A 13,789-nucleotide genomic window follows, 5' to 3' on the forward strand; every position below is an offset into this window, starting at 1 on the left:
TTTTATCATGTCTAAATATTCATTTAAGTTTAAGTTAGAAGTAGTGAAAGATTATTTAAGTGGAGAAACAGGTGGTTATGAATCTATAGCAAAAAAATACGCTATAACAAATTTTAGTCGAGTTAGGGATTGGGTTAAAAATTATGAAAGCTACGGAGAAGAAGGACTAAAAATAAAATCTACAAAAACTTTTTACTCTGGAGAATTTAAGCTACGTGTATTACAATATAGGCAATACCATAATTGCTCTTACAGAGAAGCTGCTAATCACTTTGGTATTAGCAATCAGGGTACGATTGCTAATTGGCAAAGGCAATACTTAGATGAAGGCTTCGAAGGGCTTAATAAGTCGATTGGGAGGCCTAGTACTATGTCTGAAAACAAGAAGAAAAAAGATGCTTTAAATCTCACCAAAAGCGATAAAGAAGAATTAATTAAATTAAGAGAAGAAAATGAATTTCTGAGAGCGAGCTTAGCATACGAAAAAAAGCTAAAAGCCTTAGTCCAAAAAAGAGAGCAAAAAACAAGGAAAAAACGAAAGTAATAATGGAATTAAGGCAGAAATTCCCTTCAATCAAATTGAGAATCTGGCTTAAGATAGCTAACTTGCCCAAAAGTTCATTCTATGAATGGGTAGAAAAACTAGAAACAGTTAACAAAGAAGAGTTAAAATTGATAAATATTATTAGAAATATATTTGAAGAATCAAATGAAACTTATGGATACAGAAGAATTACCATTGCTCTAAAACAAAAGGACTTAAAGATAAACCATAAAAGAGTATATAGAATCATGAAAGAGAATGATATGAAGTGCATAAAATTTTCCAGAAGATCTAGAGGTTATAGTTCTTTTAAAGGTGAAGTTGGAAAGATAGCAGAGAATAAATTAAATAGGCAATTCCAAGTAACAGTTCCTAATAAAGTATGGGTTACAGATGTAACTGAATTCAAAATCCAAGGCAGTAATCAAAAACTGTATCTATCACCTATTATGGATCTTTTTAACAACGAAATAATTTCATTTAATCTATCTACAGCTCCTACAGTAAAATTTACAACGGATGCCTTAGATAATGCTCTTAAAAAGCTTCCTAAGAAGCATCAATTAACAATTCACTCTGACCAAGGCTTTCATTATCAGCATGCTCAATGGGTGAAAAGATTAAAAAAGAGAAATATTGAACAAAGTATGTCTAGAAGAGGAAATTGTATAGATAACTCTCCAATGGAAAATTTCTTTGGGATATTGAAGCAAGAAATGTACTATGGAGAAAAATTTACATCCATTAAGAAGTTAGAGAAAAAGATTACAGAATATATTAACTGGTATAATAACAAAAGAATAAAGAAGAAATTAAACGGCCTGTCACCTATTGAGTATAGGCAACAAGCCGCATAATTAAATATTATCCGAAAGTCCGTATTAAAGGGTTCACATCACTCTTGAGTATGTTTTTATTTTATAGATATTAAATTCTTTTTATATAGACGATCTAATGTTTTATATAAGCCTAGTTTACAGTGCTCATAAGTTAACCCACCTTGATAGTATGCATAATAAGGTTCTCTTATAGGACCATCTGCACTTAATTCAATTGAAGATCCATCTACAAATCCTCCAGCGGCCATGACAACTTTATCTTCATATCCTGGCATATTCCAAGGTTCAGGTTTTACATAGTAATCTACTGTAGACGCATCTTGAATTCCTTTACAGAATTCTACAACTCTTTCTTCACTAAGCAATTCTATTCCTTGAATTATATCACTTCTTTCATCGTCTATATCTGGAACTACTTTAAAACCTAAGTTCTTATATATTAAAGCAAATAATAAAGCTCCTTTAACTGCTTCAGTTACAATATGAGGAGATAAAAATAGACCATGTAAAGTACTACGAGTAGTTCCAAATGTCAGACCACAGTCTTTTCCTAATCCTGGAGCTGTAAGTCTATTAGCAATTTGAGTTATTAAATCTTTTTTTCCAACAATATATCCTCCAGATAGTGCCAATCCTCCACCTGGATTTTTTATTAAAGACCCAGCCATAATGTCGGCACCAACATCAGTTGGTTCTTTTATGTTTAAAAATTCACCATAACAATTATCTACCATTATTAAAATATCTTTATTAAATTCTTTGATTTTATCTATTGCATCTTTTATTTCATCAATAGTTAGTGCTCTTCTATCGCTATATCCAGTAGATCTTTGAATCATAAGAAGTTTAGTTTTTTCACCTATTGAGTTTTTGACTTTATCGATATCTACTCTATTATTGACTAAATCTACTTCTTTATAAGTTACACCATATTCCATAAGAGTACCTACTTCATTACCTTTAATTCCTATAACACTCTGTAATGTATCGTATGGAGTCCCAGTTATTGAAATTATCTCATCTCCTGGTCTTAGTATACCAGACAAAGTCAAACTTAGAGCATGGGTTCCTGAAGCTATTGTAGGTCTTACTAGGGCATCTTCAGTATTAAAAATAGAGGCATATATAGATTCTACTTTATCCCTTCCTATATCTCCGTATCCATAGCCTGTAGTCCAATTAAAATCCGTAGCACTCAATTTATGTTTTTGCATTGCTTTTATTACTTTATATTGATTGTATTCTTTTATCTTATTTAGTCTATCAAACTTATCTATTAGTAAATTTTCATTTTTTGCTACAAAATCTAAGACCTCTCTAGAAATAGAAAAATCTGTACATAGTATTTCTTTTATATTGTTATCCATAATTAAAATTTATTCACCTTTCTATCAAATATTAAAAATCAAAATAAAATATACCTTATCTTTATCTTTAAATTACAAATCAATCTTATTTACAGGAATTATTGTTGAGATTGCATGTTTATAAATCAATTGTTGTTTATTATCACATTTTAAAACAATAGTATAATTATCAAAACCCTCTACAGTACCTTTAATCTGATACCCATTGATTAAAAATATAGTTATGCAAGTATTGTCTTTTCTTGCTTTGTTTAAAAACATATCTTGTAGATTTACATGTTGTTTCATTGATATAACCCTCCAGTTATTATATTTGTTTTTGTATATAATTAACTATTTCATTTGTATTTTTAAAATCCTCTACATCTAACCATTTTATTCTCCTGTCTCTTCTAAACCAAGTTAATTGTCTTTTGGCATAGTTTCTACTACCTTTTTTTATCATTTCTATTGCCTCTTCAAGAGAAATCTTATTATCTAAGTACATAATTATTTCTTTATAGCCTATTGCTTTTATAGAAGTTAAATTTTTGTCATAGCCCATGTTCAATATTCCTTCTACTTCTTCTATAAGACCTTGTTCGATCATTTGATCTACCCTTAAATTGATTCTTTCGTATAATTTTTTCCTATTCATATTAAGGCAGAACATTTCTAAATCATAATCTTCATTTTCTCTTCTAAAGTTTTTGTTATACTCCGACATAGTTTTTCCTGTCAATTCATAAATTTCTAAAGCCCTAATAATCCTTTTTAAGTCTCTCGTATTAATTTTTTCATAAGATTCTCTATCTATTTCATACAATTTATCATGTAAATACTTATTTCCATATTTTAAAGCCATATCTTCATATTTGTTTCTAATTTCTTGATCTTTAGCAACAGATGCAAAATCTAATTTATATACTAAAGAATTTATATAAAGTCCAGTACCTCCTACTAACATAGGTAATTTATTTCTAGAATTTATATCTTTTATAAGCTTTTTTGATTCCTTTTGAAAGTTTTGTACACTATAATCTTCATCTGGATAAATTATATCTATCATATGATGAACTATTCCTTGAGTTTCATTTTTTCTTATCTTTGCTGTCCCTATATCCATATATTTATATATTTGCATTGAATCTGCAGAGATAATCTCTCCATTTAATCTTTTAGCTAGTTCAATAGATATAGAGGTCTTTCCTACTGCTGTTGGACCCATTAATACAAATAATTTATCCTTCATTTAAATATCATCCTTTAATTGATTCTTAAAAATTCTTTTTCTATTAATCTTTTATTCATCTCTATCATTGTAGGCCTTCCATGGGGACAAGTATATGGATTATTACAGTTTATTAAGTCTTCTACTAATTTATACATCTCTCTATCATCTAATTTGTCACCACTTTTGATTGCACTTGTACATGATAATTTCATTATTTTTTCTAGACGAAGATCATAACTCGTCTTTATTTCATTCTTTAATCCATCTAATATATCTAAAAATAAATCTTTAGTACTCGGAGATCCAAACACTATAGGTATGCCCCTAATCGCAATACTATTATCTCCAAACTCATCTAAATCAAACCCTATACTTTTAAAAAGACCTATATTTTCCATTAAATTGTTTTTCTCGGTATGGTTCAATTCAATTATTTCAGGAGATAACAATTGCTGAGTATAAATTTTTTCTTCTTCATACTCTTTTTTATACTTCTCATACATGATTCTCTCATGGGCAGCATGCTGATCAATAAAAAATAATTTTTTATCATTTTTACTCTCTGCAATAATATAAGTATTAAAAACCCTTCCAATAATTTCTATATTTAAAAGCATATCATCTATTTTTTGTATTTCTACTGCTTCCTCTGTATCATTTAGTTTTTTTGGAATATCTTCTATAACCATATATTCCACATTATCAATATAAGACTCTTTTATAACCGAGTTTTTAACATCTATATCTTCCATACCTTCATCTTCTATATTTTCAAAATGAGAATCTTTATTTTCAAAATTTTTATTGTATATAGATTCTTCATTTGTAAAATCATAAATGACTATATCCTCAAATTGTTTGTCTATATTAGACTCTCTATTATCTATAGATTCAAATTCAGAAAATAGCTTAGGAAGAGAATCTTCTTTTTTGTCTTTATCATTTTTAGAATCTGCAAAACTCATATGAGGAACTGAAATTGAAGGATTTAGATGTTTATAAATTACATTGCTTATGGTGCCAAATACTATATCTTTTTCAATAAATTTAATTTCTTCTTTAGCTGGATGTATATTTACATCAATTTGATCTGGATTTATAGATATATATAGTACAAATATGGGGAATTTATTTAAAGGAATTAATGATTTATATCTATTTTCTATTACCTTTGAAATTCCCTGATTTACTACATATCTATTATTTACATATAAATATTGATGTCCCCTATTCCCTCTGTATAGAGTGTTATTTGAAATAAATCCTTTGATTTTTAAATTATGATCTTCATATTCTACTGGCAATAAATTACTTGATATATTTTTTCCTAAAATTTTATATATACTATCCAAAGCTTTATTATTTTTTCCAGTATTTAATATGATCTTATTATCTCGAATAAACTTAAATGTTCTATCGAAATTTCCCAATGCTAAATTATTTATAATATTACTAATAAAATTACCCTCAGCTAAATCACTTTTCAAAAATTTTTTTCTGACTGGAATATTATAAAATAAATCCTTTACGATTATAGTAGTGCCCTTGGGACATCCAACAGAGTCAATAGATATAATTTCGCCATTTTCTACAATTGCTCTAATACCACCTAAATCATCTTGAGTTTTAGTTAATACTTCCACCTTAGCTATACTTACTATACTGGATAAAGCTTCACCTCTAAAGCCTAAAGAAAAAATACTATATAAATCTTCTATACTGGACAGTTTAGAAGTGGAATGTCTTTTAAAGGCTAATTCCAAATCTTCTCTTGTCATACCTTCACCATCATCAGTTACCCTAATGTAAGACTTTCCACCATTTTCTATTTCAACCACAATGTTTTTTGCTTTAGCATCAATTGAGTTTTCAACCAATTCCTTTACAATAGAACCTGGTCTTTCAATAACTTCTCCTGCAGCTATCTTTTGTATAGTTAAATCATCTAATAATTTTATTTTAGACATATTTAATTCTCCTTAAATTTCTTAGCTTCATCTATCAAATTGTTTAAAGTTGTCATAGCTTCTATAGGGGTTAAACTATCTATATTTATTCCTATTATTTTATTTAAAAAGTAATCTTTCTTATAGTCTAACAAGCTTATTTGATTTGTTAATTTATTTTTTTTATTCATATCTATCTTATGGCTACCCTCAATATTTAATAGAATATCATTTGCTCTATTTCTTATTTTTTCATTTATTCCTGCTAATTTAGCTACTTGTATACCATAACTTTTATTAGTGCTACCTTTTATAACTTTTCTCAGAAAGATAATATCATCACCTTTTTCTTCAGCAGCAATAGTCATATTTTTTATCTCATTATATTTGTTTTCTAATTGTGTTAATTCATGATAATGAGTTGCAAATAGAGTTTTAGCACCTATGTTTTCTACAATATATTCTACCACAGACCAAGCAATACTAAGTCCATCATAAGTACTTGTACCTCTACCTACCTCATCTAATATAATAAGACTTTCTTTAGTAGCATTTTCTATTATATTGGCAACTTCATTCATCTCAACCATAAAAGTGCTTTCTCCTTGAGAAAGGTTATCAGAAGCTCCTATTCTTGTAAATATTCTATCTACTATAGACACATCTGCTGATTTTGCAGGTACAAATGAACCGATTTGAGCTAAAAGATTGATAAGCGCTACTTGCCTCATATAAGTTGATTTTCCAGCCATATTAGGACCTGTAATTATGTGCAATATATTATCTTTTAAATTTAAGAAGCTATCGTTTGGTATAAATAAATTATTATCAATTGTCTTTTCTACTACTGGATGTCTCCCATCTATGATTTCAAGATTTCCTTTAGTATTTAATTTAGGTCTGACATAATTATTTTTAATAGCAATAGACGCAAAAGAAATTAACACATCAATTTTAGATATTAATTTACTAGTATATTGTATTCTAATGATATAAGTTTTAATCTTTTCTCTAATTTCTTGGAATATATTGTATTCTAGTTCTTTAGACTTTTCATCTGCTCCTAATATTTGGGACTCCATACTTTTTAATTCTTCTGTAAAATATCTTTCAGAATTAGTTAAAGTCTGTTTCCTAATAAAATATTCTGGAACTAAAGAAATATTAGATTTTGTAACTTCAAAATAATAACCTACTACTTTATTAAAACCAATTTTCAAATTTTTAATTCCAGTGTTTTTTCTTTCTCTAGCTTCTAAAGAACTTAACCATTCTTTTCCCTTAGTACTTCCTTCCTTGATTTTATCTAATTCTTTATGATAACCAATTTTTATTATACCTCCATCTTTTACAGATATAGGTGGATCATCTTCTATTGAACTTTCAATAATTTCAAATATATCATCTAATGAATCTATTTTTCTAGATATAGCTTGAATATCAATATTATTGGTTTCATTTAAAATACACTTTAAATCAGGTAAGATTTCAATAGAATTTTTAAGGGAGATTAAATCTCTAGCATTACAATTTCCATTTGCTATCTTAGTAGAAAGCCTTTCTATGTCATATATTCTTTTTAAAAAGCTATTTACTTCATCTAAAACATCTATATTATTAAAGAAATACTCCACTATATTAAGTCTTTTATTAATAGATTTAATATTTATGAGAGGTTGGTCTAGCCAATTTTTTAATAATCTACCTCCCATGGCTGTTGAAGTATTGTCAACTATATTTATTAGAGCTCCTTTTTTATCCTTTGACATAATAGTTTCATGTATCTCTAAATTTATCCTACTATTTATATCTATTATCATATAATCTTTTGGCTTATAATATATTAAATTATTTATATGATTAAGAGAGTTTTTCTGAGTAGTATATAGATAATTTATTAATTTATAAGTAGATATGATAGCATATATCTTTTTATCAATATTTAGGCTATTTAAAGTGTCTACTTGAAATAAATTTAATATTGAATCTTCCATATTTTTTTCAATACTGTGGATATCTTTATATATATTTAAAAATGGATTTATTTTATTTTTTATAATTTTAATATATTTTTTACCTGATAAAAATTCTTCATTACATATAATTTCAGAAGGTAAAATTTTACCTAGTTCATCTATTATAAAATTATAATTATCTTCTCTCTGCCCAATATGTTGTGTAGTATACATTTCACCTGTAGAATTATCTACATAAGATAGCCCAACACCTAATTCATCAAAATAAATAGATACTAAAAAATTATTAGTTTTCTCTTCTAAAGCATTTGAATCTGTAATTGTACCTGGAGTTATAACTTTTATTACATCTCTTTTAACAATTCCCTTTGCTTGTGATGGGTCTTCTAATTGTTCACAAATAGCTACTTTGTATCCCTTTTTTACTAATCTTGATACATATATATCTGAAACATGGTGAGGAACTCCACACATAGGAGCTTTTTCATCCATACCACAATCTCTTTGAGTTAGAGTAATTTCTAATTCTTTAGAGGCAATGAGAGCATCGTCAAAGAACATTTCATAAAAATCTCCAAGTCTAAAAAAGACAATTGCATCTTTATTTCTTTCTTTCACAGACATATATTGCTCCATCATAGGTGTCAATTTTTTCAAAATATTACCTCCATAAATCTATATTAAAACTCCCTCTAAAGTAAATGTCTTTACATTTTGTATTTTAACATTTACAATTGAGCCAATTAATTCTTTGTTTCCTGGAAAATGTACAAGTTTTCCTCCTGTTGTTCTTCCATTTAATATTAATTCGTCATTTTTACTTGTATCTTCTACTAGTATCTCTACTGTCTTACCCAGTAGTTTTTGATTTTTTTCTAATCCAATAGGATGTAGTATATCTAAGAGTCTTTGGAATCTCTCATGTTTTATTTTATCGTCTACTTGTTCATCCATATTAGCAGCAGGCGTCCCCTCTCTTATAGAATATAAAAAAGTAAAAGCTGAGTCAAATTCTACTTGTTTAACTAAGTCTAGAGTTTCTTTGAAATCTTCTTCAGTTTCACCGGGAAATCCAATTATTAAATCTGTAGTTATTGTAATATTAGGATTTACTTTTCTAACTTTATTTATTATATTTAGATATTCTTCTTTTGTATATTTTCTATTCATTTTTTTTAAGATTCTATTACTGCCTGATTGAATAGGTAGATGAAGATGATCACAAAGATTTTCAAGTTTTCCGTAATCAAAAATTAATTCATCAGATATGTCCTTAGGATGAGATGTCATAAATCTTATCCTTTTTATATTATCAATCTCGTTTATATCTTCTAATAAATTCGAAAAATTATAATCTATATCTAAAGTTTTTCCATAAGAATTCACATTTTGTCCAAGTAATGTTACTTCTTTGCATCCATTTTTAGCTAAAGACCTTATTTCTTCTAATATATTTTTAGGTTCTCTGCTCTTTTCTCTACCTCTTGTATATGGAACTATACAATAAGTACAAAAATTATTACACCCATACATAATATTTACAAAAGCCTTATAGTCATATTTCCTATTTGCATCTATACTTTCTTCTATTTCTCTACTATCTTCTACAATATCAACTATGGTCTTATGTGTTTTTGTAAAATTTTCAATTAGCTGAGGAAATTTATGGATATTATTGGTACCAAATATAATATCCACATGCTTATATTTGGTAAGTATATTCTGCCTGATATCATCTCTTTGCATCATACATCCACACACAGCTAAAATTACTTCTGGTTTTCTTCTCTTTAGCTCTTTTAGCTCTCCTAACTGTCCTAGGACTTTTTGTTCTGCTGTCTTTCTAACTGCACATGTATTATAAATTATTAAATTAGCTTCTTCTCTATTAGAGGTTAAAGTATACCCCATTCCTTCAAGTATCCAAGATATCTTTTCGGAGTCATGTTCATTCATTTGACATCCATAAGTTAAAATCATATATTTTTTCATATTTAATTTATTCCTTTCCGTTCTAAACTCTATGCATATTATAACAAATTTTATTAAAAAATAAAGCAATATACTTATTATACCATAAATAATAGAGTGGATATATATCCACTCTATTATTTATGGTTTGAAATATTGAATATCTTTTTTAAAAAACTTTTATTTTTACTTTCAAAACTTTGTATCTTTTCTTTTAGTTTTACATTTTCGTAAGTTTTTTCTTTTAGTTTCATTTTTAATTTGGCATTTTCACATATTAAGATATCTCTTTCTTTAGAATTCATTTCATGTCTCAAAGATATAATTTCTTGTTTTAATTCATTTATCAACTCAGAATTATCAAAATTTTTTTCTTCAATATATATTGATAATCTTTCAAAAAAACTATCTTCAAGAGCTTTAGATATTTCTAAGGCCATATCATTAACTTTGAAATTTAGATTAGTTTCCCGATCTATCTTTATAGAACTATTTTCAGTATTTGAAATAACAGTCTCAGGAGAATTGATTATTATTTTTATTTGTTTGTTACTAAAACCTTGTTCTTGCAGAGATTTAATATATTGTATTAATTCTATTTCTTTATAAGTATAATACCTATGATTAGAATCCTTTCTAGGTATATCTATATCGAATTCTTTTTCATAATATCTAAGGACATGGGTAGCATAACCGGTAATTTCAGCAGCTTCTGAAATAGAATATTCAACTTCGTAGTCTAGCACGATTTGTCCCCCTTTCTCCTAATATATATATTTCTGTAATAATAGGAGAAATCCTTTTAAATTTATAGTAAAATTTAATACAAATTTTTCTGAATTTCTACATTTTATTCTTTAAAAACTCTATTAACAACTTTTTACAAGAATTTATATCATTCTTTGATGCCATTTCTACTGTAGAGTGAACATATCTTGTTGGAATTGAAATTACTCCAGATGGAACTCCACCTTTACTAGTGTGTATAGCTCCAGAATCTGTACCGCCAAATTCTAAAACTTCCATTTGGAATTTTATATTGTTTTCTTTGGCTAATTTTTTTAAATTATCTCTAACTAATGGATGGGAAATCAAAGAGTTATCTTTAACTTTAATAGCAGCTCCTTTATCTAATCCTACAGCAAATCTTTTGGCTTTAGGAGTATCCCCATGAGAAGTTACATCTAATGATATTCCTATGTCTGGATCAATACTATATGCAGCTGTTTTAGCTCCTCTAAGCCCTACTTCTTCTTGTACTGAAAATACAAAATATAAATCATTTTCAGGTGTTTCAATTTCCTTTATAGCTTCTATTGAAATAAAACATCCTACTCTGTCATCTAGATAAGGAGTGAATACTACATTTTCATTCTCTACAAACTGTGAATAGTATATACATATATCTCCTATACTAACTTGTTTTTCAGCATTTTCTTTAGAAAGAGCACCTATATCTATATACATATGTTCTAACTTAAGTTCTGAGGAGTCCTCTAAAGGTTCACTAAATACAGCGCCAATAGTTTTATTTTGAAATATTACCTTTTGTCCCAAGGAATTTTTCGGAGAAATACCACCTACATTTGTAAATCTCAAAAATCCATTTTCATCAATATCTGTAATCATCATTCCAATTTGATCCATATGTGATGAAATCATTATTTTCTTACCTGGACCTTTTTTATGTGCGATTAAATTACCAAGGGAATCTACTCTTATATCATCTACATAATCCTGAATTTCAGCTTTAATAAATTCTCTTATTTCTTCTTCATTGCTAGATGGGCCATAAATAGCGACCAATTCTTTTAATAATTTACTATTAAACTCCACTATAACTCCTCCTTATGGTATTCATATAAGATAGCTTTTACTAATTTAAAAGTATTATTATAATCAATTTTATTCATCACAGAAGTAGGTGAATGTATATATCGACATGGTACTGAAATAGTAGTAGTAATAGCCCCAGATTTAGATAAGTGAATTTTTCCTGAATCATTGCCTCCCATGGAGGTTTTTCTATACTGACACGGTATATTATTCTTATTAGCAATCTGTACTACTTTTTCTCTTAATTCTTTACTATATATAGTAGTTCTATCAATTAGTGATATTGCTGGTCCATTACCTAATTTAGTTGGTACCATATGACTATCGAGTTTAGGCACATCATAACAAAGGGTTCCTTCTAATACTATTCCAATATCTGGATCTATCTCATATGCAGCAGGTCCAGCTCCTATTAGTCCCACTTCTTCCATTACATTAAAAACTCCATAAAAGTCAATGTCTTTAACCTCTTTTATTAAGTTTATTAATATAGAACATCCTACTCTATCATCAAGAGCTTTAGCTTTAACCTGGTTTTCTCCAAATTCAGTATAGGGACTATAAAAGGATACATAGTCACCAATATTAACTATTTTTTCAGCGTCTTCTTTTGATTTAGCTCCAATATCAATATATAACTCTTCTATTTCTAAGGGATTGTTTCGCTCTTCTTTTTTTTGCAAATGTATAGGCTTTGCACCTATAACACCATTAATTTTATTTTTACCTACATTTACAACCTTAGAAACTAAAATTCTTTTATCGATTCCTCCAACAGTTAAAAATTTTAATAGTCCATATGAATCTATATCTGTTATCATCAATCCTACCTCATCCATATGAGCAGCTACCATAAGTTTTTTAGATGTTTTTTTACCTTTTTTATGAACTATTACGTTTCCAATTCTATCAATTTTTATGCTATCTACGTGATCTTTGATTTCAGATATTATAATATCTCTTACTTCCTTTTCATTTCCAGATACTCCAGAGGCTTCTGTAAGTTTTTTTAATAACATAATAATCCCTCCAAATTATTATTTGATATAGAGGATATAAAAAAGGATAATAACTTACCAGTATTATATATATCATCTAAATCAATTATCTCTACAGATGTATGCATATATCTTAGTGGGACGGAAATTACTAAGCATGGTATTCCTGCCCTAGTAATTTGCATGGCTCTAGCATCAGTTCCTGTTGGTCCAGGAGTTACAACTATTTGAGTAGGTATATTGTACTTTTTAGATACATCTATTAATTGCTTTCTAAGTCCAGGGTGAATGTTTCCCCCTAAGGTTATACCTGGACCATCAGATAGATTTATCGTTTTAGATTTATCTAATTCAGGTGTATTTCCAAAACCTACATCTACCGCAATACCAATATCAGGATTTATGTTATATGTAGATGTCAATGCTCCTGCCATACTAACTTCCTCCTGTACTGTAGCTACAAAATAAATATCTGCATCATGCTTTATATTATTAATTTCTTTTAAGGTCTCCAATAAAACCGTAATTCCTGCTTTATTGTCAAGAGATTTTCCTGATACTCTATTATTTCTTAGAGAAATAAATTCTCTATTAATATTTATACTATCTCCTATACTTACAAGTTCTTCTATTTTTTCCTTACTTAATCCCACATCTATAGTCATATCTTCAATCTTAATAGCTTTTTTTTGTTCATTAGAATCTTGTAGATGAGGAGGTTTAGACCCAATAACTCCAAATAAATCTTTTTTTCCATGTACTATAACTTCTTGACCTACTATAGTTCTAGGGTCAATACCACCTATATTTGTAAATCTTAAAAATCCATTTTCCTCTATATCTTTTACCATTAATCCAATTTCATCCATATGAGCAGCTATCATTATCTTAATATTATCTTTATTGTTCCTTCCTTTTTTAAGCCCGATTATATTTCCCATGGGATCTATATCAACTTTATTGCAATATTTTTCAAAGGTAGATACGATAATGGAGCTTGAATTGTTTTCATTTCCTGAAACACTATACCCGTTAGAAAGAGATTCTAAGAAATCTAAAGTTTTCAAATCGAAACCTCCTATTTTAAATTATAGTATAT

At 27.9% G+C, this 13,789-nt stretch carries 12 protein-coding genes; 2 read left to right on the forward strand and 10 right to left on the reverse strand.

Annotated features, from left to right (window positions below; all coding sequences use genetic code 11):
• Positions 1 to 7: 7 nt before the first annotated feature.
• Together AC4PG3_RS07390 and AC4PG3_RS07395 are read left to right on the forward strand one after the other, a co-directional pair.
• Complete coding sequence (locus tag AC4PG3_RS07390; RefSeq protein WP_492196023.1) at positions 8 to 544, forward strand: helix-turn-helix domain-containing protein; 537 nt, start codon at positions 8 to 10, stop codon at positions 542 to 544.
• Positions 478 to 1,401 carry an IS3 family transposase gene (locus AC4PG3_RS07395; RefSeq protein ID WP_492198205.1) on the forward strand — a complete coding sequence of 308 codons (924 nt, stop codon included), beginning with the start codon at positions 478 to 480 and terminating at the stop codon, positions 1,399 to 1,401. The genes AC4PG3_RS07390 and AC4PG3_RS07395 overlap by 67 nt, the downstream gene beginning before the upstream one ends.
• A gap of 56 nt (positions 1,402 to 1,457) precedes the next feature.
• On the opposite strand, the gene AC4PG3_RS07400 is transcribed toward AC4PG3_RS07395, so the two are convergent.
• The 10 genes from AC4PG3_RS07400 to AC4PG3_RS07445 form a co-directional block, all read right to left on the reverse strand.
• Positions 1,458 to 2,750: a methionine gamma-lyase family protein gene (locus AC4PG3_RS07400; protein WP_492196024.1), complete on the reverse strand. Its 1,293-nt coding sequence runs from the start codon at positions 2,748 to 2,750 to the stop codon at positions 1,458 to 1,460.
• Between the two features lie 72 nt (positions 2,751 to 2,822).
• The gene (gene hfq, locus AC4PG3_RS07405; protein ID WP_492196025.1) at positions 2,823 to 3,038 is read right to left on the reverse strand and encodes an RNA chaperone Hfq; all 216 of its coding nucleotides are present in this window, start codon (positions 3,036 to 3,038) and stop codon (positions 2,823 to 2,825) included.
• Positions 3,039 to 3,057: 19 nt separating this feature from the next.
• Entirely contained in the window at positions 3,058 to 3,981 is a 924-nt protein-coding gene (miaA, locus tag AC4PG3_RS07410; protein WP_492196026.1) for a tRNA (adenosine(37)-N6)-dimethylallyltransferase MiaA, read from the reverse strand.
• A 14-nt stretch (positions 3,982 to 3,995) separates the two neighbouring features.
• Positions 3,996 to 5,930, reverse strand: a complete 1,935-nt coding sequence (mutL, locus tag AC4PG3_RS07415) for a DNA mismatch repair endonuclease MutL (protein ID WP_492196027.1) — start codon at positions 5,928 to 5,930, stop codon at positions 3,996 to 3,998.
• 2 nt (positions 5,931 to 5,932) lie between these two features.
• A complete protein-coding gene (gene mutS, locus AC4PG3_RS07420) occupies positions 5,933 to 8,542 on the reverse strand; it encodes a DNA mismatch repair protein MutS (protein WP_492196028.1) in 2,610 nt (869 codons plus the stop codon).
• An 18-nt stretch (positions 8,543 to 8,560) separates the two neighbouring features.
• On the reverse strand, positions 8,561 to 9,877 hold the full coding sequence (gene miaB / locus AC4PG3_RS07425) for a tRNA (N6-isopentenyl adenosine(37)-C2)-methylthiotransferase MiaB (protein ID WP_492196029.1): 1,317 nt from the start codon (positions 9,875 to 9,877) through the stop codon (positions 8,561 to 8,563).
• 116 nt (positions 9,878 to 9,993) lie between these two features.
• Positions 9,994 to 10,602: a helix-turn-helix domain-containing protein gene (locus AC4PG3_RS07430; protein ID WP_492196030.1), complete on the reverse strand. Its 609-nt coding sequence runs from the start codon at positions 10,600 to 10,602 to the stop codon at positions 9,994 to 9,996.
• A 97-nt stretch (positions 10,603 to 10,699) separates the two neighbouring features.
• A complete protein-coding gene (locus tag AC4PG3_RS07435; protein WP_492196031.1) occupies positions 10,700 to 11,692 on the reverse strand; it encodes a M42 family metallopeptidase in 993 nt (330 codons plus the stop codon).
• Positions 11,692 to 12,711, reverse strand: coding sequence for a M42 family metallopeptidase (locus tag AC4PG3_RS07440; RefSeq protein WP_492196032.1), 1,020 nt, complete (start codon positions 12,709 to 12,711; stop codon positions 11,692 to 11,694). The genes AC4PG3_RS07435 and AC4PG3_RS07440 overlap by 1 nt, the downstream gene beginning before the upstream one ends.
• Positions 12,702 to 13,757 carry a M42 family metallopeptidase gene (locus AC4PG3_RS07445; protein WP_492196033.1) on the reverse strand — a complete coding sequence of 352 codons (1,056 nt, stop codon included), beginning with the start codon at positions 13,755 to 13,757 and terminating at the stop codon, positions 12,702 to 12,704. The genes AC4PG3_RS07440 and AC4PG3_RS07445 overlap by 10 nt, the downstream gene beginning before the upstream one ends.
• Positions 13,758 to 13,789: the final 32 nt, after the last annotated feature.

It is taken from the genome of Tissierella sp. QWL-11 (genome assembly GCF_058683765.1).

What these genes read in the sequence shown, in the direction of transcription:
- AC4PG3_RS07390 (WP_492196023.1), top strand. Translation starts at nt 8, where the DNA reads ATGTCTAAATATTCATTTAAGTTTAAGTTAGAAGTAGTGAAAGATTAT.
- AC4PG3_RS07400 (WP_492196024.1), bottom strand. Translation starts at nt 2,750, where the DNA reads ATGGATAACAATATAAAAGAAATACTATGTACAGATTTTTCTATTTCT.
- hfq (WP_492196025.1), bottom strand. Translation starts at nt 3,038, where the DNA reads ATGAAACAACATGTAAATCTACAAGATATGTTTTTAAACAAAGCAAGA.
- miaA (WP_492196026.1), bottom strand. Translation starts at nt 3,981, where the DNA reads ATGAAGGATAAATTATTTGTATTAATGGGTCCAACAGCAGTAGGAAAG.
- mutL (WP_492196027.1), bottom strand. Translation starts at nt 5,930, where the DNA reads ATGTCTAAAATAAAATTATTAGATGATTTAACTATACAAAAGATAGCT.
- miaB (WP_492196029.1), bottom strand. Translation starts at nt 9,877, where the DNA reads ATGAAAAAATATATGATTTTAACTTATGGATGTCAAATGAATGAACAT.
- AC4PG3_RS07440 (WP_492196032.1), bottom strand. Translation starts at nt 12,711, where the DNA reads ATGTTATTAAAAAAACTTACAGAAGCCTCTGGAGTATCTGGAAATGAA.